The following is a 21,098-nucleotide window of genomic DNA, read 5'->3' as shown; positions in this document are numbered from 1 at the left end:
CCGATATGCAAAACGTTCGCCGCCGAAACGACCAAACCGCCCGCATATCCCTTCTTCATCATCAATGTCAAAGAGCGATCTTTCAGACAAAAAAGTGTTGATCCGCCGGTTACCCAGCGTATCCACGCTTGCCTTGTCTTCAGATTTTCCAGTCAGTCCTGGCTGCTTTCGCCGCCGCTTCCTTCCGTCACCGTCGCCGTTCCGCTTCGGTGAGGCGGTATTTACGGAGGACGTCCGGGACCCGCAAGAGGAAAAAAGCACGGCGGTGCGATTTTTTTCCAAAAAGTCGGAAACCTTCATGAAAACGAGAGGTTGGCGTAATCTACTGAAGGTCTGGGCCGCTTTCGAGGCAAGAAAGTTTCGCCCCTCATCGCCTTAGCCGGCGACTCGGGGGGATTGCCGCGCAAGCTGGCTGCGGAGGCGCAGGTTACGGGCCAGGCGCAGCCCCAGAAGCAAGCCGGCTAGCGCGATGTAGATCAGAACCTCGCCCGTCCAGACCTTGAGCAGGAGCGCGAAATGCAGCACGCCCAGCATCAGCGCGGCATAGGCCAGCCGGTGCAGCCGCTGCCAGTTCCGCCCCATCCGGCGGATCGCGGCCCGGGTCGAGGTCAGCGCCAGCGGCAGAAGCGCCAGCAGGCCCAGCATCCCCGCGATGATATAGGGGCGCTTGACCAGATCCTCGGCGGCCTGGCCGAAGCGCAGCCCCATGTCGAGCCAGAGCCAGGTCAGCAGATGCAGCAGGGCATAGGAGAAAGCTATGAGCCCAAGAGGGCGGCGGTGCTTGAGCAAGCTCAGCCCGACCCAGCGCAGCGGCGAGATCGCCAGGGAGGCGAGAAGGAATCGCAGCGCCCAGAGGCCAAGATCATGTTCGATTGCCTTGACCGGATCGGGACCAAGCCTGTTCGCCAAGGCACCCCAGATCAGAAGAACCAAGGGAATCGCGCCCAGACACCAGACCGCTCCTTCCGGCAGGCGGCGTGCCCATGCATTCAACCGGTCCATCAATAGTCTTTCGCCAGATCCTGGCCCGCATAAAGGCTGGCAACCTGGTCGCCATAGCCGTTGAACTTGACCGTATCGACCCGACCCGCAAAGAGCCCGCCGCCCACACGCCGTTCTGAAGCCTGGCTCCAGCGGGGATGATCCACTTCCGGGTTCACATTGGCGTAGAAGCCGTATTCGCTCGGCTGAAGCATGTTCCAGGTGGTTTGCGGCATCTCGGCGACCAGAGAGATACGCACGATCGACTTGATCGACTTGAAGCCATATTTCCACGGCACGACCAGCCGGATCGGCGCGCCGTTCTGCTTGGGCATCGGGTCGCCATAGAGCCCGGTCGCCAGAATCGTCAGCGGGTTCATCGCTTCGTCCAGGCGCAAACCTTCGCGATAGGGCCAGTCGATCCAGCCCGAGGATTGGCCGGGCATCTCTGCGGGGCGGAGCAGGGTTTCGAAGGCAACGTATTTCGCGCCGGGTTGCACGCCGATGGTGTTCAGAAGACCCGCCAGTTCGAAGCCGATCCAGGGAATCACCATCGACCAGGCCTCGACGCAGCGGAAGCGGTAGATGCGCTCTTCAAGCGGCTGGCCCTTGATCAGATCGGCCAGGTCATAGCTGCCGGGCCTGTCGACCAGACCGTCAACCTTGACCGACCAGGGGTCGGTGGTCAGCGATCCCGCATAGGCGGCGGGATCGCCCTTGCCGGTGCCGAACTCGTAATAGTTGTTATAACCGGTAATGGTCTCGAGCGTGTCCGGCGCCTCGTCCGTCGAGAATTTGCTGGGCGCGGCCTCGATCTTGGCCAGGGCCGGGCGGGCCAGTGCACCAGCGGCCAGGGCAGCCCCGGCGGCAATGATCTGGCGGCGGTTCAGGAAAGCGGCGCGCGGGGTCACATCGGACCAGCGCAGGTCAGGCTTGAAGGCTTTGGGCATCGCGGGCCTCGCATGGCAAATGGCATCCTACGATACTACGGGGCACGAGGCGGTTTCGTTGCACAAGCTCACGCATCTGTGCGCTTTTTCTTGTACCCTGAAATGAAAAGGGGGCCTTCCGGCCCCCTTCCCCTTAATGCACCACCGAATGTTCGGGCCGTTCGCGACGGCTCGCGATCACCCGGTCGCCGACGATCAGGCCCTCCGGCCCGGCCGTCACAGCCACCTCGGAGCCGTCCAGGATGTCGCCGGCCAGGATCATCTCGGCCAACGGATCTTGAAGCTGGCGCTGGATCACCCGCTTCAGCGGCCGCGCGCCAAAGACCGGATCATAGCCTTCATCGGCCAGCCAGGTCTTGGCTGCCGCATCGAGCGACAGCGTGATCTTGCGGCTGGCAAGGCGCGCCTCAAGACGACGCAGTTGAATCTCGACGATGCCCGACATATCCGCCCGGTTCAGCCGGTCGAAGATGATCTGCTCGTCCAGACGGTTCAGGAATTCAGGGCGGAAATGGGCCCGCACCGCCTCCATAACCTCGCGCTTTGCCGCGGTGGCATCGGCGCCGTCCGGCAACTCGCTCAACGCCCGCGCGCCAAGGTTCGAGGTCAGGATGATCAGCGTCTGCTTGAAATCCACCACCCGGCCCTGACCATCGGTCAGACGGCCATCATCCAGAACCTGCAACAGGACGTTGAACACATCCGGGTGCGCTTTTTCCACCTCGTCGAACAGGACGACCTGATAGGGCCGCCGCCGCACCGCTTCGGTCAGGACGCCGCCCTCGTCATAGCCGACATAGCCGGGGGGCGCGCCGATCAGCCTTGCAACCGAGTGCTTCTCCATGAATTCGCTCATGTCGATGCGCACCATCGCCTGGTCGTCGTCGAACAGGTATTCGGCCAGGGCCTTGGTCAACTCGGTCTTGCCGACGCCGGTCGGGCCAAGGAAAAGGAACGAGCCCAGAGGCTTGTTCTCGTCCGACAGACCCGCGCGCGACCGGCGGACGGCGCGGCTGACCGCTTCGACCGCCTGCTTCTGGCCAATGACTCGGCGACCAAGCTCATCCTCCATGCGAAGAAGTTTGTCCTTCTCGCCTTCCAGCATCTTGGTCGTCGGGATGCCGGTCCAGCGTTCCACGACTTCGGCGATCTGTTCGGGGCGCACGGATTCCGAGACCATCTGGCCTTCGCGACCCTCGGCCTCGCCCAGCTTCTTCTCCAGTTCGGGGATGCGGCCATATTGCAGCTCGCCCGCCTTGGCGAAATTGCCCTCGCGCTTGGCCTGGTCCAACTCGGCTCGGGCCTTCTCAAGCTGCTCCTTCAGCTCGCGCGCAGCTTCAAGGCTGTCGCGTTCCGCCTGCCAGCGCGCCGTCATCTCGGCCGAGCGCTCCTTGAGATCGGCCAGTTCCTTCTCGATCTTCTCGAGCCGGTCCTTCGAGGCCGCGTCATCCTCTTTCTTCAGCGCCTCGGATTCGATCTGCATCTGAAGGATCTGGCGATCCAGCGCATCCAGTTCCTCGGGCTTGGAATCCACCTCCATCCGCAACCGGCTGGCGGCTTCGTCCATCAGGTCGATGGCCTTGTCGGGCAGGAAACGGTCGGTGATGTAGCGATGCGACAGCGTGGCCGCCGCGACAAGCGCAGAGTCCGAAATCTTCACCCCATGGTGAAGCTCATACTTCTCCTTGATGCCGCGCAGGATGCTGATCGTGTCCTCGACCGTCGGCTCGGTCACCAGAACCGGCTGGAACCGCCGGGCGAGCGCCGCGTCCTTTTCGATATATTTGCGGTATTCGTCCAGCGTGGTGGCGCCGACGCAATGCAACTCGCCCCGGGCAAGCGCAGGCTTGATCAGGTTGGCGGCATCCATCGCGCCATCGGTCTTGCCCGCACCGACCAGCACATGCAGCTCGTCGATGAAGAGAATGATCTCGCCCGCAGCGCTCTCGATCTCTTTCAGGATCGCCTTCAGGCGCTCCTCAAATTCGCCGCGATACTTCGCGCCCGCGATCAGCGCGCCCATATCCAGCGCCATCAGCTTTTTGTTGCGCAGGCTTTCCGGCACGTCGCCGTCGACGATGCGCAGGGCAAGGCCTTCGGCAATCGCCGTTTTACCGACGCCGGGTTCACCGATCAGGACAGGGTTGTTCTTGGTGCGGCGCGACAGGACCTGCATGGCGCGGCGAATCTCTTCGTCGCGGCCGATGATGGGGTCGATCTTGCCTTCCCGCGCCGCCTCGGTCAGGTCGCGGGCATATTTCTTCAAGGCCTCCATCGTATCTTCCGAAGAGGCGGAATCCGCCGTGCGGCCCTTGCGGATGTCATTGATCGCGCCATTCAAGCCCTGCGCCGTCACGGCACCGGCCACCAGCGCGTCCTTCGCCCGGGTGTTCACCAGCGCCAAAGCGGTCAGCAGTCGCTCCACAGGAACAAAACTGTCACCAGCCTTCTTGGCAACCTGCTCGGCCTCGTCCAGCACACGGACAAGCTGGGGGTCAATATAGGTCTGACCGTCGCCGCCCGACACCTTGGGCAGCTTGGCGATGGCGGCATTGACGGCCTCATTCACCCGCTCGGGCGAGCCACCGGCCTTGCGGATCAGATTGGCGGCAAGCCCCTGGTCGTCATCCATAAGGGCTTTCAAAAGATGGTCGGGCAGCACGCGCTGGTGGCTTTCCCGCATCGCGATGGTCTGTGCGGCCTGAAGAAAACCGCGCGACCGTTCCGTGAACTTTTCCATGTTCATCGGGTCACTCCTTTTCATAAGCACCGCCGGACAGGCGCCCTGAAAAGGCACGCCGGTCCCGGCCTTGACCTTCAGATGGGGGCCGGTCGCGGAGGCTTCAAGCGGATCGCGTCGGGCACAAGGGAAAATTCATCTCAGCGTCCGCGTCGCCCGCCGCTGACCGGATTTCCGCCGAAACCGTGCCCATGACCCGGCGGGTTTCCGGTGCCCAGCCTGCGACATTGCAGCAGCCATCTTGCCAGCCAGGCGCGGCGGGCAGATGGCAGAACAAAACGCCAGAGAGGCAAGATGCACGACATAATGGAACCGATCCTGCCGCAAGTCCCCGTCGAGGGGATCGTGGTCCATATCGCCCGCGCCGGCCTGTCGATGGGCGATCCTGCACAGGCGCGGCTCATGCCGGACGGGCGTGTGGCGATCTATGCGCTCGTGCGACGGCGGCTTCTCGGCCTGATCCCCCAGCGCAGGCCGGGCATTCTGGGCTATCTTGGCCCGGTCGCCGCGCAGATCGTGACGCCTGCGCTACTGGCGGGCAATGCGCTGCGCCTACGCATCGTGCAGCTTACGCCCGAGCATCTGGCCGGCGCAGGCCACCCGATGATCGAGGTTTCGGTCTGGGGCGACCCGCGTCTCCTGACGCCTTACCTGAACATGCCTGACGCGTTTCTCCCGCCCGAAGTTCTGGATCTGGAGCCACCGCCGCATGTCGAGGCCGAGGCGCTGGATGTGCCCGAGATCCTGCCTCGGCCGCGGACGGCCCGCCGGGCGCGGTAGGTCAGTCGCGGTTCTTGACCGACAAAAGCTTTTTCGGCCTCAGCGCCTCGGCCGCCTTGAACAGGCTGAAGGTCTGGTTAACGTAGTTAACCGCCCCGCCAACCGCTTCGATATAGGCATTCAGCTCGGCGGTGCGTTCGGCTTCGACCAGTTGCACGGGGCGTGAAGGATCCATGCCTTCGAACTGGCAATAGAACAGCGGCTCGCCCCGGCGCAGGACCAGATCCTTCTCGGGCTCATGCCATTCAAAGGCCCACATCAAGGGGCGCGGCCAAACCGAAATGGGAAAGCGCCCGCCAAAGATCGTGCCGGGCAGCGGATCCTTGCGGTAATGCATGAAGGCCGAAAGCTGGGTCACATAGACTATTTCGTCGGCGATGAAGCAGTAGGGCAGGATCAACTGCACCGTAGGACGGTCGGGATAGCGCCACTCGTTTTCATTCACCAGGGTCAGGATCTCGTTGATCTTGTTTGACCGGATCGGGCTTGCAGTTCCCGCCCGGTTGACCAGGACCGCGCGGCCCTTGTCATCGCGGGCAAAGCCGATCTGCAGATCGAAGGGGCATTTCACCATGAAATACCGGCTTTCAAGCTGGATCACCGAGGGGCAGCGGGCCGCCGATTTTGCATGCGCCCGGTTGGTCTGGCGAAAACTCACCCGCTCCGGCGGGTCATAAAGAACGGCATTTTTGTCGGTCGAGCGGAACCAGCCGACAAAGAGTGGACCGGATTCCGGCCCTTCGTCGGGCCGCTCATAGGTTAGATTGATGTTCATGCCGCCCCGCCTGCCAATCTTGCGGCAGAATCGCCGGGGTGGATGGGTCTGTCAATCAAGCGCGGCCCGCAGGGCGCGAATGCGTGCGGCGCTGGTGCGCCGCGCCATGGCGGGCGCAAAGCCCAGCGCGACGGCCGGGCCGGAATGCGGGGCGTCTTCGGCGCAGGAGCCATGCAGTTCGGCGAACCCCAGCGCCGCAAGCATCGGGGCGGTCTCGGGTCCGATCCCCGCGCCGGGCATGATCCCGATCCGTCCCGCCGCCTGGCTGGACAGCCTTGCAAGCTCTGTCCGCCCCGCCATCGCGGAGACAGCACCGCCCGAGGTCAGGATGCGGCGAAAGCCCAGCGCGATCGCCTGTTCCAGGGCCTGCGCGCGATCCGGGCACAGGTCGAAACAGCGATGCAGCGTCAGGTCCATGCCCCGCGCTTGCGCGGCCAGATGCGCCAGAAGGTCCACATCCAGCCGCCCGTCGGGCAGGCTGGCCCCCAGAACAACACCGGCAAGGCCCGCTTGCCGCGCCGCCGCGATGTCACGCTCCATCGCCAGCGCCTCGGAGTCGTCAAAGCAGAAATCCCCATCCCGGGGCCGGATCATTGCCATGACCGGCACACCGCAATGCGCCGCCTGCGCCATGAACCCGGTCGAGGGCGTCAACCCGCCCAGCACCAGCGCGGAACACAGTTCGATACGATCCGCCCCACCCGCCACCGCCTGCGCGAGACCTGCGGCACTGTCGACGCAGATCTCAAGGATCAGGCCCATGCCGCCCAGCCCGCTTCGGCGGCGCCGATCATGCCCGCATCGGGGCCGCATTGCGCGGCCACCAGCAGCGGCGCCTCGGTCACGCGCAGCACCTGACGGCGAACGGCGGCGTCAAGATAGTCGATCAGCCCGGTCGCATTGGCGAGCCCGCCACCGACCGGCACAACCCCTGCGCCGACCACGTTCAGCACCATGGCCAGCGGGCCAGAGATCAGATCGCGCCACAGGCTGACGGTTGCCGTAGCGGCAACCTCGCCGGCCTGCCAACCCGCAATGATCGCCTCACTCGTTTGCGCCACGCCGGTTTCGGCCAGATGCAGCCGTTCTAGTCCGCGCGCGCCGCCCACCATGTCGACGCAGCCGACCTGCCCGCAGCCGCAGGCCAACGCGTGCCGCCCGCGCAGCACCGGGCCATGGCCCCATTCCCCGGCATAGCCGCCTGCACCCAGGACAAGGTGCCCGCCGATCACCAGGCCGCCGCCGACCCCGGTGCCCAGAATCACGCCAAAGACATTGTCATAGCCCCGTCCCGCCCCCTGGCGCGCCTCGGCCAGGGCGAAACAGTCTGCATCGTTCAACACCAGGACCGGCAAACCCAGCTTGGGGCCCAAGAGGTCGGCCAGCGGCATTCCGTCAATCGCCGGAATATTCGCCACCTTGCCCCGCCCGCTGGCCGGATCGACCACGCCCGCGATAGAGATGGCCACGCCGCGCAGCTTGCGCCCCGCCGCGAAACCCGCGATCGCATTGGCAAAGCCGGCCTCGTCGCGGGTCGGTGTCGGCGTCTCGCCCAGAGGCACCAGACGGATCCCGTCATATTGCCCGGCCTTGATCCGGCTGCCGCCGATATCGAATGCAAGGATCATGCTGTCTCCCTTTGCGCCCCAATCCACCGCAAAGCCCTGCCCATGTCAAAGCCCCATGCCTTCTCAGCGCTGGACAGGCCCCGGGCGCGCGACTAAGACGCCGCAAATCCCGACAGAACAGGAAAGCCCCCGATGGATGACCGCCTGATCGTTGCGCTGGATGTGCCGAATGTGGTGCAGGGTCTGGAGTTGACCCGCCGCCTTGGCGATGCCGTCAGCTTCTACAAGATCGGGCTTGGGATGCTGACGGGCGGCGGCCTGGCACTGGCGAATGAGTTGAAGCACGAACAGGGCAAGCGCGTTTTCCTGGATATGAAGCTCTTCGACATCGGCGCCACGGTCGAGGCGGCGGTGCGTGGCATCGCAGAATACGAGCTCGACTTTCTGACCGTGCAGGGCGACCCGCAGGTGGTGCGCGCGGCGATGGAGGGCAAGCGCGGCAAGCCGACCAAGATCCTTGCCGTCACGGTGCTGACCTCGCTTGATCGTGGCGATCTGGACCAGAACATGATCCGTCCGGGCGATCTGTCGGAAATCACGGTCGAGCGCGCCGCCCGCGCTTTTGAGGCCGGCGCCGATGGCATCATCACCAGCCCGCATGAGGCGGCGGCGATCCGCGCCCTGCCGCAAGCGGCGGGGCGTCTGATCGTGACGCCAGGCGTGCGCCCCTTGGGCAGCGCGGCGGGCGACCAGAAACGCATCGCGACTCCGGCACAGGCGATCGCCGCAGGCGTCGACCATATCGTCGTCGGCCGCCCGGTCTGGGCCGTGGCCGATCCGGCCGCCGCGGCGCGGGCGATCGTCGCCGAAATGCCGCCGCCCCTGCGCGCCGCCTGAAATCCTCGCGCTTCTGACAGGGCCGGTGTAACACTTGGCCGATCTCCGGCGAAGAGGCCCCTTGTATGACGGGAACGGATGACGAGTGGGCGGCCCTGCTGCGTGCAGCCCTGGCCGGGGATGGCCGGGCCTATCGCAGCTTTCTGTCTGCCGTGACTCCGGTGGTGCGCGGCATCGTCCGCTCCCGCGGCTATGGACTGGGCGAGGCCCGCTGCGAGGATGTGGTGCAGGACGTGCTGCTGGCGATCCATACCAAAAGGCAGACCTGGCGGCAGGATATGCCAGTCCGGCCCTGGATCTATGCGATCACCCGCCACAAGGTGGTCGACGCCTTCCGCGCGCGCGGCAGTGCGGTCGATGTGCCGATTGAGGATTTCGCCGAGATCCTGCCCGCCGATGCCGGACCCGACCCGACCGAGCGCGGCGATATGGAGAAGATCATCGGGATGCTGGAGCCGCGCGCAGCCGAACTGGTGCGGATGATCGGGCTTGATGGCGCGACGGCGGCAGAGGCCGGCGAGAAGCTGAAGATGACCGAAGGCGCGGTGCGCGTGGCGCTGCACCGGGCGTTCCGCGCGCTGGCGCGCCTGCGCGAAAGGCATGTGGAATGAAGACCGACGATCTGATCCGCGCGCTGGCCGCCGATGCCGCGCCCGCCCCCGCCCCGGCGCGCCGGGTGCTGCCGCTGTTCCTTCCGGCGATTCTCGTCTCGGTCGTGGCGGTCCTGACCGTTCTGGGTGCGCGTCCCGACCTGCCGCAGGCGATGGTCAGCTTCGTGCCCGTGATGCGCCATGTCCTGTCGCTGGCGGTCTTTGCTACCGCCCTGACTGCCGCCCTGCACCTGACCCGGCCCGAAGGCCGGGCGGCACTTTGGCCGCTGGCCCTGGTTGCCGCGGCGGCCTTGGGGCTGTTTGTCTGGGCCTATGTCACCACGGCGCCCGAAGGGCGCATGTTGGCCCTGATGGGCAAGACCAACAGCATTTGCCTGATCGCCATCCCGATTCTGTCGGCCCTGCCCACCGCCGCCCTGTTCGCCGCGCTGCGCGGGGGGGCGACGACCCGGCCCGCGCTGTCGGGCGCGCTGATCGGGCTGGCGGGCGGCGGCGCGGGGGCGGCGGTCTATGCCCTCCATTGCACCGAATCGAGCCCGCTGTTCTACGTCACTTGGTACGGGCTGGCGGTTCTGGCCGTAACCGCCGTTTCGGGGCTGCTTGGTCCACGCCTATTGCGCTGGTAGGCCTTAGGCCCGAAGCAGACCCTCGGCGGTGAAATGACGCGGGAAGAACGCCGCCGCACAGGTCATCAGCGTCGCCAGCGCCTCTTCCGCCGGATAGGGCGATTGCAGGGTCATCATGTCCAGCCAGACGCCTTCGGTCGTCACGCGCAGCACGCGCGCGGCACGCACGGGATCGGCCGCATAGCCATGTTCGGCATTCATCCTTGCGCAAAGCGCCTCGAGCGTGCGGTTGTATTCCGCATCGTTAGAGCCGCATTTCTCTTGATACAGCGGCCTTCCTTGCGCCTCGCCCCAAAAGGCGCACCACGCGGACAGCCGGTCCGGAGTGCACATCTTGGGCCGAAAGTCCGCAGCAAGCATGGCGTATAGCTGTTCCGGCGCGGAAGGCCCCGCCGCATCCACCGCTTGGGTCCAGTTCAACCGGTATTCTTCGGCCAGATAAAGCAGCGTCTCGACCAAGAGCTTGTCCTTGGTCTCGAAATGAAAATTCACCAGCCCATGCGAAAGGCCCGCCGTCCGCGCCACCTCGGACAATGTGGTGCGCGAATAGCCGAAACGACCGATGGTCTCGATCGTCGCCTCGATCAGCTGCATCCGACGCGCATCGCGCGGCAGTTTGCGGGGCGGCGCTTCGGCAGGCTTGTCGGCAGACTTTCCAGTTTCAACGGCGGCCATCGGCGCTCCTTCCCGGCTGGGCTTCTGCATACACGAATCGCCCGCGCAGGCCAGTCTTCCATTCTGATTGACAATTCAGTCAGAATAATGCGAGGCTCGATCCTGTGCAACAATCCGTGGTCTTGCCGATGATCCCCGTACCGCACCGCCCGCTTGCCAAATCCAACGCGCATTTTCAGAAGGCGGTGAAACGCCTGCCGCTCGGGGTCGCCTCGACTTTCCGCTATTGGGGCGATGACCGGACGATCTATGTCCATCATGGCAAGGGCGGCCGAACCTGGGACATCGACGGCAATGGCTATGTCGATTACCGGCTGGGCTATGGCCCGGCGATCCTGGGCTATGCCGATGAGCGCGTGGATGCGGCCGCGCGCCGGGGTATGGAAGTGGGCGGTGTCTTCGCCCTGTCGACCGAGCGCGAATTGGCGGTGGCCGAGCGCGTGGCCAGGATGGTGCCCGCTGCGGAGCTGGTGCGATTCTCGAATTCGGGCACGGAGGCGGTGATGGCGGCCCTGCGTCTGGCCCGCGCCCATACCGGCCGGGAAAGCTATTTGCTGGTCGAGGGCGGCTATCACGGCTTGTTCGATGCCGCGATGTGGATGGTGGATATGGACGCATGGGATGCCGGATCGAACCGCGATCCCGAGATCGTCCCCTATGGCAAGGGGATCCCCGAAACCGTCCGAAAACTGGCGCATCTGGTGCCGATGAACGACATGCAGCGGCTGGAAGACACGTTCCGCAAGCATGGCGACAGCTTGGCCGCACTGCTGATCGAACCGATTCAGGGCAATTGCTGCGGCATCTCGGCCCAAGCTGAATACGTCCAACTGGCGCGCAAGCTCTGCGACCAATATGGCGTCCTTCTGATCATCGACGAAGTGAAGACGGGCTTTCGGGTCGGAAAGGGCGGGGTGCAGGGTCTTCTGGGCGTCAAGCCCGACCTGACGACCTTCGCCAAAGCGGTCGCCAATGGCTATCCGATCTCTCTGGTGGCTGGGCGCGAGGATGTGATGCGCCAGTTTCGCTATGGCGGCGCCAGCCATGGCGGCACCTATACCGCGCATTCCGTCAGCCTTGCCGCGGCTGAGGAATGCCTGCGCATCCTCGATGAAACCCCGGCGCTGGAAACTGTGGCAGCTTATGGGAAGCGTCTCAAACAAGGCATTTCGGGCATCCTGAACGCGCGCGGCATCACCCATTCCTATGCCGGGCATGACAGCATGTTCGGCCTGTTCTTCGCCCCCAACCCCCCGGACAATTACCGGGCATGGAAGACCAGCGACTACAGTTTCTACGATCGGATGGCGCATTACCTGCACGACCTGAACATCATCGTCGAACCCGACAGCCGCGAGCCCTGGTTCATGTGCGAGGCGCATGGCCTTGACGAGACCTGCCTGACCGACACGCTGAAAGCCGTCGAACAGGCTGTCGATCTGACCCTGCAAGACATGGAAGACGCCGCACAATGACGTATGACGCGCTGATCCTGGGGGCTGGGCATAATGGCCTTGTCACCGCCTGCTACCTGGCCCGGGCCGGGCTGAAGGTCTGCGTGGTGGAAAAGAATGGCTGGGTCGGTGGCTCGGCTGTCAGTCGCGAACTGACCCCTGGCTTCACCTATTCCAATTGTTCCTACGTTTCCTCGCTGTTCCGGCCCGAAATCATGCGCGATCTGGAACTGCCGCGCTTTGGCCTGCAGATCCTGCCATACGAAGGCGGCGCGGTCTTCATGGAAAACGGCGACACGCTGGGCATGTTCCGCGACCACGATGCCAACCGCCGCGAATTCGCCCGCCATTCGCCTCGCGATGCCGAGGCCTATGACATCTACGCCCGCGACGTGCTGCGCCATTGCCGCTTCATCCGGCCGATGCTCTTGCGCACGCCACCCGACCCGGCCCGCTTCCGCCCGCGCGATCTGGCCGAGATGGCCTGGCTGGGCAAACAACTGAGCGGGCAATCCGAACGCCAGATCGCCGAGATGATCCGCTTCTGGACCATGTCGATCTCGGACTATCTCGACCACTATTTCGAAAGCCCGGTCATAAAGGCCTATCTGGCGGTTTCCGCCATCATCGGCACCGCCCTTGGTCCGATGTCGCCGGGGTCGGCCTATGTGCTGCTTCACCATTACATGGGCGATGTCGACGGCAATATCGGCGCATGGGGATTCGCCCGCGGCGGCATGGGCTCGATCACCAAGGCGCTGGCCGCATCTCTGATGGCCAAGGGCGGAGAAATCCGCACTTCCGCCGCTGTAGAGACGATTCTGGTGCAGAATGGCCAGACCGTTGGCGTGACGCTGACCAATGGCGATGAGCTTCGGGCCAGGCGCGTCATATCGAACATGGATGTCAAGCGCACCATGCTGACGCATGTGGCCGAAGGCGACCTGCCTGCCGATTACGTCGCCGCGGTCCGCAAGTTCAAGACACGCGGATCATCCGGCAAGCTGAACATCGCGCTCGACAGCGCCCCGGTCTTCCCCGCCCTGCCCGAAGGGTCGCCTGCCTTGAAGGGCGACTTGCACTTCACCGATTCCATCGAGCGGATGGAACGCGCCTATGACGACTGGAAGGCCGGACATTTCAGCGCCGATCCGTTCCAGGACGTGATGATTCCCACCATGATCGACCCGACCATGACTCCGCCGGGCAAGCATTTCATGTCCTGCTTCGTGCAATATGCGCCGCCCAAGATCGCGGGTCGCGACTGGACCGATGCCGACCGCGACGCCTTTGGCCAGACCTGCCTTGACCAGATCGAACGCTACGCGCCGGGCTTCAAGAACCGCGTGATCCATGTCGAGATCCGCACCCCGCGCGAGCTTGAGTCGGAGGTGGGCTTGACCGAAGGCAACATCTTTCAGGGTGAACTGACCTTCGATCAGCTGCTCTTCAACCGACCCGTCCCCGGCTATGCGCAATACCGCACGCCGATCCGCGATCTGTGGATCTGCGGTTCCTCCACCCATCCGGGCGGTGGTGTCATGGGTGCGCCGGGCCGCAATGCCGCAGCCGAGATCCTGCGCGACATGAAACGTGCCCCGAAAGACATGAGCGATGCCTATGTCGTCCTCTGATGTGATCGTCATCGGTGGCGGGCCGAACGGCCTGGCCTGCGCGACCCGGCTGGCAAGGACCGGCCGCAAGGTCACGCTGGTCGAGGCCGAAGCAACGCCGGGCGGCGGCTTGCGCACCCTGCCTGGCCCGGCTCCGGGCTTTGCCGCGCCTTCGCTTGCGCATCTGGTCTGGCATCTGGATCCCCGCGTCGAGGCCGGGATGAAATTGGCTGAGCACGGCCTGACCTGGGCCGCGCGCGACCTGCCGACCACGGTGCTATCCCAGCAGGGTGCCCTCACAGTGACGCGTGGCCAGACCCGCGGCCCCGATGCAGAGGCCTGGAACAGGCTCCATTCCCGCCTGTCCCGCATGGCCGAGCGGCTGGAACCCTTCCGCCAGATGTCGCCGCCACGCCTGGGCGCGGGGAATGATTGGCTGTCGCTGGCGCGCCACGCTTTGGGGCTTCGCACGCTGGGCGCGGCCGATTTCCGCGAGTTGCTACGGCTTCTTCTGATCAACGCCCATGACGTCGCGACCGATGAACTGACCGACCCCCGCCTCCGGGCGCTGCTTTGCTTCGACGCCACGCTTGGGGCCTGGGCAGGGCCGCGCAATCCGAACACGCTGATCCTGTGGCTCGACCGGCTGGCCGGACAGGTGGCGGGGCAAAAACAGGCCCTGTGCCTGCCAAAAGGCGGTATGGCAGCGCTTGCCGAGGCGATGGCGCAGGCAGCGCAGGCGGCTGGTGTAATGTTGCGGGCCGGCGCCCGCGTTGCCCGGATCGACATCGCCGCCGACCGCGCCGACGGGGTGACGCTGGAGACGGGCGAGATGCTGTCGGCCCGGATGGTCGTTTCCGCTATCGGACCGAAGCCGACGCTGCTGTCCCTTGTCGGCCCGGCGCATCTCGACGCGGGCATGGCCACCCGCCTGCGCCAGCAAAAGTCGCGCGGTGCGACGGCGCGGCTTGTTCTCGCGCTGTCAGGTGCACCGGATTTCGGCTGCGACCTGCGCGCGCGGCTGGTGATTGCGGCAGATGAGCACGCGGTCGACCTGGCGTTCAACCCTGTCAAATACGGCGAAGTGCCCGAAGCGCCGGTTATGGAAGTGCTGATCCCTTCCGCCTTCGAGCCGGGCCATGCGCCCGAGGGCCAGCACCTTCTTTCGGCCCATGTGCAATTCGCGCCCCACGCACCGAAAGACCCTGTGAAGGCAAAGAAAGCCCTGTTCGCCGCAGCAATGGCGCAGCTGGAGCGCGCTGCGCCGGGAATCGGCGCTCTGGTCATCGCGCATGATTTCCTGATGCCGCAAGACATCGAGGCGCGGTACGGCATGGCGGGTGGCAGCTGGCACCATGGCGATCTGTCGGTCGAGCAGATGCTGTTCCTGCGGCCTCTACCGGACGTCGCGCGCTATGCGACGCCGATTGCGGGCCTTTGGCTGACCGGAGCAGGCACTCATCCGGGCGGGCTGTCAGGCGCAGCCGGTTGGAACGCCGCCGAAGCGATCGAAAGGGCCAGGGCATGACTGCGCATTTCACTACACCCCTGCGCGAGACCCCGTTTCACGCCCGCACCGCGCCGTTGAACCGGCTGCACAATTGGGGCGCCTGGGCGGGGTATCGCACGCCGCTCTGCTATGGCGACACGGCGATGGAACACAGCGCGATCCGCAATGCGGCCTCGCTTTACGACATTTCGCCGATGATGAAATACCGCATCTCCGGCCCCGGAGCAGAGGATTACCTGAACCGGCTGACCTTGCGGAACGTCTCTAAACTGGCGGAAAATACCATCCAATATACCGGCTGGACCGACGATGCCGGCCAGATGATGGATGACGGCACGCTGTTCCGGCTTGGCGCGCAGGAGTTTCGCCTTTGCGCCCAGGAACGCCATCTGCCCTGGCTTCTGGACGGCGCCTGGGGCTTTGACGTGGTGATCCAGGACGAGACAGAGGCCATTGCCGCGCTGGCGCTGCAAGGTCCGACCTCCGCGTCGATCCTGCGTGCCTGCGGCTTTGCCATCGACGGGCTGAAACCCTTTCGCCTTGCGCGATTCTCCTTCGCAGATGGCGAGGTGATGATCTCGCGAACCGGCTTTACCGGCGATCTGGGCTACGAGCTGTGGATCGACCCTGCAAGCGCCCTGTCGCTTTGGGATCACCTGATGGCGAACGGTGCGCTTTACGGGCTGATGCCGGTTGGCACCGAGGCCGTCATGCTGGCCCGAACCGAGGCGGGGTTCCTGACCACCAACCTCGACTTCATCCCCGCCCATCAAGCCGTCCGCGAGGACCGGACACGCAGCCCGCTTGAGCTGGGGCTTGGCTGGATGATCGACTGGGACAAGGGTCATTTCACCGGGCGGCGCGCGCTGCTGGCTCAGCGAGAGGGCAAGACACAACGCTGGGCGATCGTCGGTCTGGACGTGCCAGGCAATGTCAGCGCCGAGGGAAGCATTCTCTATCACCGCAAGAAACATGAGGTCGGCTTCGTCACCGCCGCCTGCTGGTCGCCCACGCTGAAACGCAACATCGCCATCGCCCATGTCCAGGCGGCCCATTCCGAGTGCCGCGATCTCTGGGTCGAAATCTATGCGCTGCGCGAACTGCAATATGCCAAGCTGATGCTGCAGGTGACGCCGGCCCCGCGGCCCTTCTTCGCGCCCGAGCGCCGCCGCCTTACCCCCGCGCAGGCTTTCTGATGACGCATCCCGACAGCCCCCGCCTCGACCATTGCCCGCCCGGCCTGCCGCAAGAGGCTTATCTTGCGCAGGGTTGGTTCGACCGTGAGATGGCCTCGGTCTTCGCAAGGCGCTGGGTCAATGTCGGGCGGCTGGACGATTTTTCGCCTGGCACCGCGCGCAGCGTGACCGTCGGGCGTGCGCCGGTCATCGTTTTGCGCGATGCCGAAGGAGCGGTCGCCGCCTTCCACAATTCCTGCCGCCACCGCGGTTCAGAACTTTGTGCGGCTGGCCAAGTGCGGCAGATCGGGCGGCTGCTGACATGCCCCTATCATGCCTGGGCCTATGAGGCCGCGACAGGGCGCCTCGTTTCGACCGCCCATGCGCGCCCGACGCAGGATTTCCGCAAGGAGGATCACGCGCTTCTGCCAGTGCAGAGCCGCATCTGGGCCGGGTTCCTGTTCCTCAACCTGTCGCCCGCCCCCTTGCCGCTGACTGCCGATGTCCCGCTCGACACATTGGACAACTGGTCGATGGACAGCCTTCGCACAGGTCACCGCTGGGAGACGGTGATCGCCTGCAACTGGAAAGCCTTCTGGGAAAACTACTCGGAATGCCTGCATTGCCCGGGCATCCACCCCGAATTGTGCGACATGGTGCCAGTCTATGGCAGCGGATTGATGGCGGCAAATGAGGCGCTTGACTGGAGGCCAGACGATCCCCGGCCCGCAGCCCTCAAACCCGGCGCCGAAACCTGGACGATGACCGGCGCGCCCTGCGGCCCGGCCTTTCCCGGCCTGACCGCGCAGGAACAAGCAGCGGGTTATACATTCATCACGCTCTGGCCCTCGACCTATGTTGTCGCCCATGTCGACTATGTCCGCTGCGTGCGGCTGGAGCCGCTGACGCCCACGACGACCCGCCTGATCGCCGAATGGTATTTCTCGGCCGAAACGCTGGCCCAGCCCGGCTTTGACGCGGCCCAGATCGCTGCCTTTGCCAAATTGGTGATGGAACAGGACAGTGCCGCATCGGAGATGAACCAGCGCGGCATCGCCAGCCCCGGCTACCAGACGAGCCGGCTGATGCCCGAGGAATACGAAATCCACCGCTTCCACCGATGGCTGCTGAAAGAAATGGAGGCCGCGCCATGAGCCTGATGGATCGTTCCGAACCCATTCCTTCAGATTGGGATCGCCGCGGCCTGCCCGCCTGGACCTATCAATCGGCGGCACTTTTCGCCCTGGAACGCGAACATCTTTTCCTGACGCATTGGCAGGTCGCGGGACATGCCAATGATATTCCGAACCCGGGCGACTGGATCAGCTTCGACCTTCTGGGCGAGCGCGCACTGGTGGTGCGCGGACAGGATGGCCAGCCGCGCGCCTTCATGAACCTCTGCCGCCACCGTGGCGCGCGCGTGGTCGATGGCGTCTCGGGATCATGCCGGGGGGCGTTGGTCTGCCCCTTTCATGGCTGGGTCTACAACCTTGACGGCTCCTTGCGCGGGGCCGCGCGGCCCGAGACTTTCGGTCCGGGCTTCGACAAGGCGAAGTTCGGGCTGAAACCCGTCGAGTTGCAAGTCTTCGGTGGTTTTCTTTTCCTGCGCTTTCGCCCCGGTCCGCAACCCGATGTGGCCGCTCTGCTTGCGCCCTATGCCGCGGATTTCGTCTCGAACAGGGCAGAAACCCTGCTGCCAGCACAGGCTTGCAGCTGGACGACCGAATTACCGGTAAACTGGAAATCGGTCCGCGATGTCGACAACGAAGGCTATCACGTCCCCCTGGCCCATCCTGCACTGCAAGACCTTTATGGCCGTGATTATCGTGACATCTACCTGCCCGACGGGCTGCATGTCAGCTATGGCTTCTTCGGCGACAGGGCGGGGCGGCGCTGGTCGGTGCAGCGCTATGTGAAACACGCGCCCGAACAGCCGCATCTGCCGCCGCATCTGCGCAGGACCTGGGCCTATTATGGCCTGTTTCCCAACACGGTCTTCGCCTTCACGCCCGAAGGGGCGCAATATTACCACGACCTACCGGTCGACCCGGGCTGCACCAAACTGACCGGACGGCAGTATCGCTATCCGAACGAAAGCCGCCAGATGCGCCTGGCCCGTTACCTGGCCGCGCGGATCGACCGCGAGACATCGGCCGAGGATCAGCAACTGTCGATCTGGTCGAACGAATCGATGCGATCTGAAGGCTTCGAGGGTTTTCACCTCTCGGATCTCGAATGGGGCCTGCGCCGCCACCATGACCAGTTGCGTCACCTTCTGCCGGTGATGCGGCAGGACCTTGCACCACCTGAAGGCGAAATGGCGCAGCGAAATGACGAATTGATTTGCCAGTCAAAATGACGGGCCTAACCTGAAACACAAGAAGACGACCCAGAAAAAGAACAGGGAGACCACCGATGAAGCTGACACGACGTCGTACTCTGACTGCCCTTTCCAGCGGTCTGATCGCCCCGCTCGCTGCGCCCTTCGTCCGCCCCTCCTGGGCCCAGGGCGGCACAGTGAATGTCTACAACTGGTCCGACTATATCGGCGAGACGACATTGGCCGATTTCGAAGCCGAGACCGGCATCTCGGTGGTCTACGACCTTTACGCCAGCGCCGAAGAGGCCCAGGCCAAGATGCTGGTCGGCGGCACCGGCTATGACGTCGTGCTTCACGCCGGCATGTCGATGCCGCAATTCGTGAAAGCCGGGGTGTTCCAGAAACTCGACAAGGCCAAGCTGACCGGCTGGGCCAATCTCGACCCCGAAATCCTCAAGATCGTCGAAGGCTACGATCCCGGCAACGACTATGGCGTGCCCTATATGTGGGGTTCGGTCGGGATGACCTACAATCTCGACATGGTGAAAGAGCGCCTGCCCGATGCCGATCTGGAAAGCCTGGATACGCTGATGCTGCCCGAGAATGCCGCCAAGCTGGCCGATTGCGGCATCTCGGTCCTGGATAGCCCGACCGATTCCGGTTTCATGGTGATGAGATGGCTGGGGATCGACACCAACACCGCCGGTCCCGCCGAATATGAGAAGATGGCCGAGGCCATGGCGAAGATCCGGCCTTACATCGCCACCTTCGACAATGCGAATTACCTGACCACGCTGCCCAACAAGGAACTGTGCGTCGCGAATACCTGGTCGGGCGATTATGGCGTGGCCAAGACCCGCGCCGCCGAAGCCGGGATCGAGTTGAACCTTGCCTATTATGTGCCAAAGACCGGCGCACCCGCCTGGTTCGATCTCTGGGCCATGCCCTCGGACGCGCCCAATGTCGAGAATGCCTACAAGTTCATCGATTATCTGCTGCGGCCCGAAGTCATCGCCGCCTGCACCAATTTCACCGGCTATGCCAATGCCAACAAGGCCGCGACGCCCCTAGTGGACGAGGCGATCCGCACCGACCCCGCCGTCTATCCCGACGAGACCACGCTGTCGCGGCTTTATACCCCACGGCCGCAGACGGAAGAACAGGATCGTGACCTCAACCGCGCCTGGCAGGCGATCAAGACGGGCGGTTGATCCGTGATGCAAGCCGCGCCCCTTGCGCCCGCTGCCACCGCCGATGACGCCCTTGCACAGCCCTTCATCCGCGTCGAGGGCGTCTCGAAGCGCTTCGGGACTTTCCAGGCGGTCAAGGATGTCACGCTGACCATCGGCAAGGGCGAAATCTTTGCCCTTCTTGGCGGCTCGGGCTGCGGCAAGACCACGCTTCTGCGAATGTTGGCCGGGTTCGAAGAGCCGACATCGGGTCGCATCTTCATCGACGGTCAGGACATGTCGGGCGTTCCCCCCTGGGAGCGCCCGGTCCATATGATGTTCCAGAGCTACGCGATCTTTCCGCATATGAGCGTGGAAAAGAACGTGGCCTACGGTCTGAAGCACGAGAAGATGACCGGCGCCCAGCGCGCCGCCCGCGTCGCCGAAATGCTGGATCTGGTGCAGCTCACGCCCTTTGCCCAGCGCAAGCCGCATCAGATTTCCGGCGGCCAGCGCCAGCGCGTCGCCCTGGCCCGGGCCTTGGCCCGGCAACCGAAACTCCTCCTGCTCGATGAACCGCTGGCGGCGCTCGACAAGAAACTGCGCGAACACACCCAGTTCGAGCTGATGAGCATCCAACAGCGCACCGGTGTGACCTTCATCGTCGTGACCCATGACCAGGAAGAGGCGATGACCCTGGCCGACCGCATCGCTGTCATGGACAGGGGTGAGGTCAAGCAGGTCGGCTCTCCGACCGAAATCTACGAATACCCCAATTCCCGGTTCGTTGCGGGCTTCATCGGCGCGATCTCGACCTTCCCCGCCCGCGTCGTCCGGCTGACTGGCGAGATCGCCGAACTCGACATTCCCGCCATGGGGGGCATTTTCGCTGCGCGTGGTTTGCCCGGTCTGGTCAAAGACCAAACGGTCACCCTGGCGCTTCGGCCCGAGAAGATTTCCATTTCGAAGACCCGCCCGGCCGCCGTCAACGTGCTGGAAGGCCAGGTCAAGGATCTGGCCTATTTCGGCAAGGACAGTCTCTATCGCGTCATCCTGCCGGGGGGCGAGCTGCTGTCCGTCCACGCCGTCAACGCCAGCCGCGCCCATGATGGCGGACATGCCGCCGACTGGGATGACAAGGTCTGGCTCTCCTTCGAACCCGCCTCGGCGATCCTGCTGACCGACTGACCATGAGGCACCCCGTTCCCTTTCATCTTGGCAAAACTGTCCCGGGGGTCCGGGGAAAAAGCCGCG

20 protein-coding genes are annotated in these 21,098 nt (G+C 64.5%); 13 read left to right on the top strand and 7 right to left on the bottom strand.

The window, feature by feature from the left end:
* A partial coding sequence (locus tag ACED67_RS15850) for a hypothetical protein (RefSeq protein WP_395542685.1) occupies positions 1–379 on the top strand: 379 nt, incomplete at its 5' end.
* Here ACED67_RS15850 and msrQ read toward each other — a convergent pair.
* From msrQ to clpB, 3 genes are all read right to left on the bottom strand, one after another.
* Positions 376–1,002: a protein-methionine-sulfoxide reductase heme-binding subunit MsrQ gene (gene msrQ, locus ACED67_RS15845; RefSeq protein WP_395542684.1), complete on the bottom strand. Its 627-nt coding sequence runs from the start codon at positions 1,000–1,002 to the stop codon at positions 376–378. The genes ACED67_RS15850 and msrQ overlap by 4 nt on opposite strands.
* The gene (gene msrP / locus ACED67_RS15840) at positions 1,002–1,931 is read right to left on the bottom strand and encodes a protein-methionine-sulfoxide reductase catalytic subunit MsrP (protein WP_395542683.1); all 930 of its coding nucleotides are present in this window, start codon (positions 1,929–1,931) and stop codon (positions 1,002–1,004) included. Before msrP ends, msrQ begins: the two co-directional genes overlap by 1 nt.
* Before the next feature lie 133 nt (positions 1,932–2,064).
* Positions 2,065–4,677 (bottom strand): ATP-dependent chaperone ClpB, encoded by a 2,613-nt coding sequence (gene clpB / locus ACED67_RS15835; RefSeq protein ID WP_395542682.1) that lies wholly within the window; start codon positions 4,675–4,677, stop codon positions 2,065–2,067.
* Positions 4,678–4,965: 288 nt separating this feature from the next.
* On the opposite strand from clpB, the gene ACED67_RS15830 reads away from it, so the two are divergent.
* A complete protein-coding gene (locus tag ACED67_RS15830; RefSeq protein WP_395542681.1) occupies positions 4,966–5,451 on the top strand; it encodes a hypothetical protein in 486 nt (161 codons plus the stop codon).
* 1 nt (position 5,452) lies between these two features.
* Here ACED67_RS15830 and ACED67_RS15825 read toward each other — a convergent pair whose 3' ends face one another.
* The 3 genes from ACED67_RS15825 to ACED67_RS15815 are packed head-to-tail and all read right to left on the bottom strand — an operon-like array spanning position 5,453 to position 7,854.
* Positions 5,453–6,226 carry a hypothetical protein gene (locus ACED67_RS15825; protein WP_395542680.1) on the bottom strand — a complete coding sequence of 258 codons (774 nt, stop codon included), beginning with the start codon at positions 6,224–6,226 and terminating at the stop codon, positions 5,453–5,455.
* Between the two features lie 51 nt (positions 6,227–6,277).
* Complete coding sequence (locus tag ACED67_RS15820; RefSeq protein WP_395542679.1) at positions 6,278–6,988, bottom strand: copper homeostasis protein CutC; 711 nt, start codon at positions 6,986–6,988, stop codon at positions 6,278–6,280.
* Positions 6,979–7,854, bottom strand: a complete 876-nt coding sequence (locus ACED67_RS15815) for an ROK family protein (protein WP_395542678.1) — start codon at positions 7,852–7,854, stop codon at positions 6,979–6,981. Before ACED67_RS15815 ends, ACED67_RS15820 begins: the two co-directional genes overlap by 10 nt.
* 132 nt (positions 7,855–7,986) lie before the next feature.
* Here ACED67_RS15815 and pyrF point away from each other — a divergent pair, with 132 nt between their 5' ends.
* The 3 genes from pyrF to ACED67_RS15800 all read left to right on the top strand — a co-directional run bounded on the left by pyrF (position 7,987) and on the right by ACED67_RS15800 (position 9,928).
* Entirely contained in the window at positions 7,987–8,691 is a 705-nt protein-coding gene (gene pyrF, locus ACED67_RS15810; protein WP_395542677.1) for an orotidine-5'-phosphate decarboxylase, read from the top strand.
* Positions 8,692–8,756: 65 nt separating this feature from the next.
* Positions 8,757–9,302 (top strand): sigma-70 family RNA polymerase sigma factor, encoded by a 546-nt coding sequence (locus ACED67_RS15805; RefSeq protein ID WP_395542676.1) that lies wholly within the window; start codon positions 8,757–8,759, stop codon positions 9,300–9,302.
* On the top strand, positions 9,299–9,928 hold the full coding sequence (locus ACED67_RS15800) for an NrsF family protein (protein ID WP_395542675.1): 630 nt from the start codon (positions 9,299–9,301) through the stop codon (positions 9,926–9,928). Before ACED67_RS15805 ends, ACED67_RS15800 begins: the two co-directional genes overlap by 4 nt.
* A 3-nt stretch (positions 9,929–9,931) precedes the next feature.
* Here ACED67_RS15800 and ACED67_RS15795 read toward each other — a convergent pair whose 3' ends face one another.
* Positions 9,932–10,603, bottom strand: coding sequence for a TetR family transcriptional regulator C-terminal domain-containing protein (locus tag ACED67_RS15795; RefSeq protein ID WP_395542674.1), 672 nt, complete (start codon positions 10,601–10,603; stop codon positions 9,932–9,934).
* A 128-nt stretch (positions 10,604–10,731) separates the two neighbouring features.
* On the opposite strand from ACED67_RS15795, the gene ACED67_RS15790 reads away from it, so the two are divergent.
* Genes ACED67_RS15790 through ACED67_RS15755 form a run of 8 tightly spaced genes read left to right on the top strand, consistent with a single transcriptional unit; the run spans position 10,732 to position 21,032 of the window.
* Positions 10,732–12,078 (top strand): aspartate aminotransferase family protein, encoded by a 1,347-nt coding sequence (locus tag ACED67_RS15790; RefSeq protein WP_395542673.1) that lies wholly within the window; start codon positions 10,732–10,734, stop codon positions 12,076–12,078.
* A complete protein-coding gene (locus ACED67_RS15785; RefSeq protein WP_395542672.1) occupies positions 12,075–13,691 on the top strand; it encodes a phytoene desaturase family protein in 1,617 nt (538 codons plus the stop codon). The genes ACED67_RS15790 and ACED67_RS15785 overlap by 4 nt, the downstream gene beginning before the upstream one ends.
* Positions 13,678–15,198, top strand: coding sequence for a phytoene desaturase family protein (locus ACED67_RS15780; protein WP_395542671.1), 1,521 nt, complete (start codon positions 13,678–13,680; stop codon positions 15,196–15,198). The genes ACED67_RS15785 and ACED67_RS15780 overlap by 14 nt, the downstream gene beginning before the upstream one ends.
* Positions 15,195–16,376, top strand: a complete 1,182-nt coding sequence (locus ACED67_RS15775; protein ID WP_395542670.1) for an aminomethyl transferase family protein — start codon at positions 15,195–15,197, stop codon at positions 16,374–16,376. Before ACED67_RS15780 ends, ACED67_RS15775 begins: the two co-directional genes overlap by 4 nt.
* The gene (locus tag ACED67_RS15770; RefSeq protein ID WP_395542669.1) at positions 16,376–17,509 is read left to right on the top strand and encodes an aromatic ring-hydroxylating oxygenase subunit alpha; all 1,134 of its coding nucleotides are present in this window, start codon (positions 16,376–16,378) and stop codon (positions 17,507–17,509) included. The genes ACED67_RS15775 and ACED67_RS15770 overlap by 1 nt, the downstream gene beginning before the upstream one ends.
* On the top strand, positions 17,506–18,714 hold the full coding sequence (locus tag ACED67_RS15765; RefSeq protein ID WP_395542668.1) for an aromatic ring-hydroxylating oxygenase subunit alpha: 1,209 nt from the start codon (positions 17,506–17,508) through the stop codon (positions 18,712–18,714). Before ACED67_RS15770 ends, ACED67_RS15765 begins: the two co-directional genes overlap by 4 nt.
* A gap of 56 nt (positions 18,715–18,770) precedes the next feature.
* Positions 18,771–19,886 carry a polyamine ABC transporter substrate-binding protein gene (locus ACED67_RS15760; RefSeq protein WP_395542667.1) on the top strand — a complete coding sequence of 372 codons (1,116 nt, stop codon included), beginning with the start codon at positions 18,771–18,773 and terminating at the stop codon, positions 19,884–19,886.
* Positions 19,887–19,892: 6 nt separating this feature from the next.
* Positions 19,893–21,032 (top strand): ABC transporter ATP-binding protein, encoded by a 1,140-nt coding sequence (locus ACED67_RS15755; RefSeq protein ID WP_395542666.1) that lies wholly within the window; start codon positions 19,893–19,895, stop codon positions 21,030–21,032.
* Positions 21,033–21,098 lie beyond the last annotated feature (66 nt).

The sequence above is a fragment of the Neotabrizicola paludis genome (assembly GCF_044142105.1).
Lineage (GTDB): Bacteria > Pseudomonadota > Alphaproteobacteria > Rhodobacterales > Rhodobacteraceae > Pseudogemmobacter.
The sequence above is the reverse complement of the archived record's forward strand: the minus strand, read 5'-3'. Positions and strand labels throughout refer to the sequence as shown.

Bases quoted from the DNA above. Each gene is read 5' to 3' on its own strand.
- ACED67_RS15780 (WP_395542671.1), top strand. From the start codon at position 13,678: ATGTCGTCCTCTGATGTGATCGTCATCGGTGGCGGGCCGAACGGCCTG.
- ACED67_RS15800 (WP_395542675.1), top strand. From the start codon at position 9,299: ATGAAGACCGACGATCTGATCCGCGCGCTGGCCGCCGATGCCGCGCCC.
- ACED67_RS15820 (WP_395542679.1), bottom strand. From the start codon at position 6,988: ATGGGCCTGATCCTTGAGATCTGCGTCGACAGTGCCGCAGGTCTCGCG.
- ACED67_RS15795 (WP_395542674.1), bottom strand. From the start codon at position 10,603: ATGGCCGCCGTTGAAACTGGAAAGTCTGCCGACAAGCCTGCCGAAGCG.
- ACED67_RS15805 (WP_395542676.1), top strand. From the start codon at position 8,757: ATGACGGGAACGGATGACGAGTGGGCGGCCCTGCTGCGTGCAGCCCTG.
- ACED67_RS15790 (WP_395542673.1), top strand. From the start codon at position 10,732: ATGATCCCCGTACCGCACCGCCCGCTTGCCAAATCCAACGCGCATTTT.
- ACED67_RS15755 (WP_395542666.1), top strand. From the start codon at position 19,893: ATGCAAGCCGCGCCCCTTGCGCCCGCTGCCACCGCCGATGACGCCCTT.
- pyrF (WP_395542677.1), top strand. From the start codon at position 7,987: ATGGATGACCGCCTGATCGTTGCGCTGGATGTGCCGAATGTGGTGCAG.
- ACED67_RS15785 (WP_395542672.1), top strand. From the start codon at position 12,075: ATGACGTATGACGCGCTGATCCTGGGGGCTGGGCATAATGGCCTTGTC.
- msrP (WP_395542683.1), bottom strand. From the start codon at position 1,931: ATGCCCAAAGCCTTCAAGCCTGACCTGCGCTGGTCCGATGTGACCCCG.
- ACED67_RS15765 (WP_395542668.1), top strand. From the start codon at position 17,506: ATGAGCCTGATGGATCGTTCCGAACCCATTCCTTCAGATTGGGATCGC.
- ACED67_RS15760 (WP_395542667.1), top strand. From the start codon at position 18,771: ATGAAGCTGACACGACGTCGTACTCTGACTGCCCTTTCCAGCGGTCTG.
- ACED67_RS15825 (WP_395542680.1), bottom strand. From the start codon at position 6,226: ATGAACATCAATCTAACCTATGAGCGGCCCGACGAAGGGCCGGAATCC.
- clpB (WP_395542682.1), bottom strand. From the start codon at position 4,677: ATGAACATGGAAAAGTTCACGGAACGGTCGCGCGGTTTTCTTCAGGCC.
- msrQ (WP_395542684.1), bottom strand. From the start codon at position 1,002: ATGGACCGGTTGAATGCATGGGCACGCCGCCTGCCGGAAGGAGCGGTC.
- ACED67_RS15830 (WP_395542681.1), top strand. From the start codon at position 4,966: ATGCACGACATAATGGAACCGATCCTGCCGCAAGTCCCCGTCGAGGGG.
- ACED67_RS15770 (WP_395542669.1), top strand. From the start codon at position 16,376: ATGACGCATCCCGACAGCCCCCGCCTCGACCATTGCCCGCCCGGCCTG.
- ACED67_RS15775 (WP_395542670.1), top strand. From the start codon at position 15,195: ATGACTGCGCATTTCACTACACCCCTGCGCGAGACCCCGTTTCACGCC.
- ACED67_RS15815 (WP_395542678.1), bottom strand. From the start codon at position 7,854: ATGATCCTTGCATTCGATATCGGCGGCAGCCGGATCAAGGCCGGGCAA.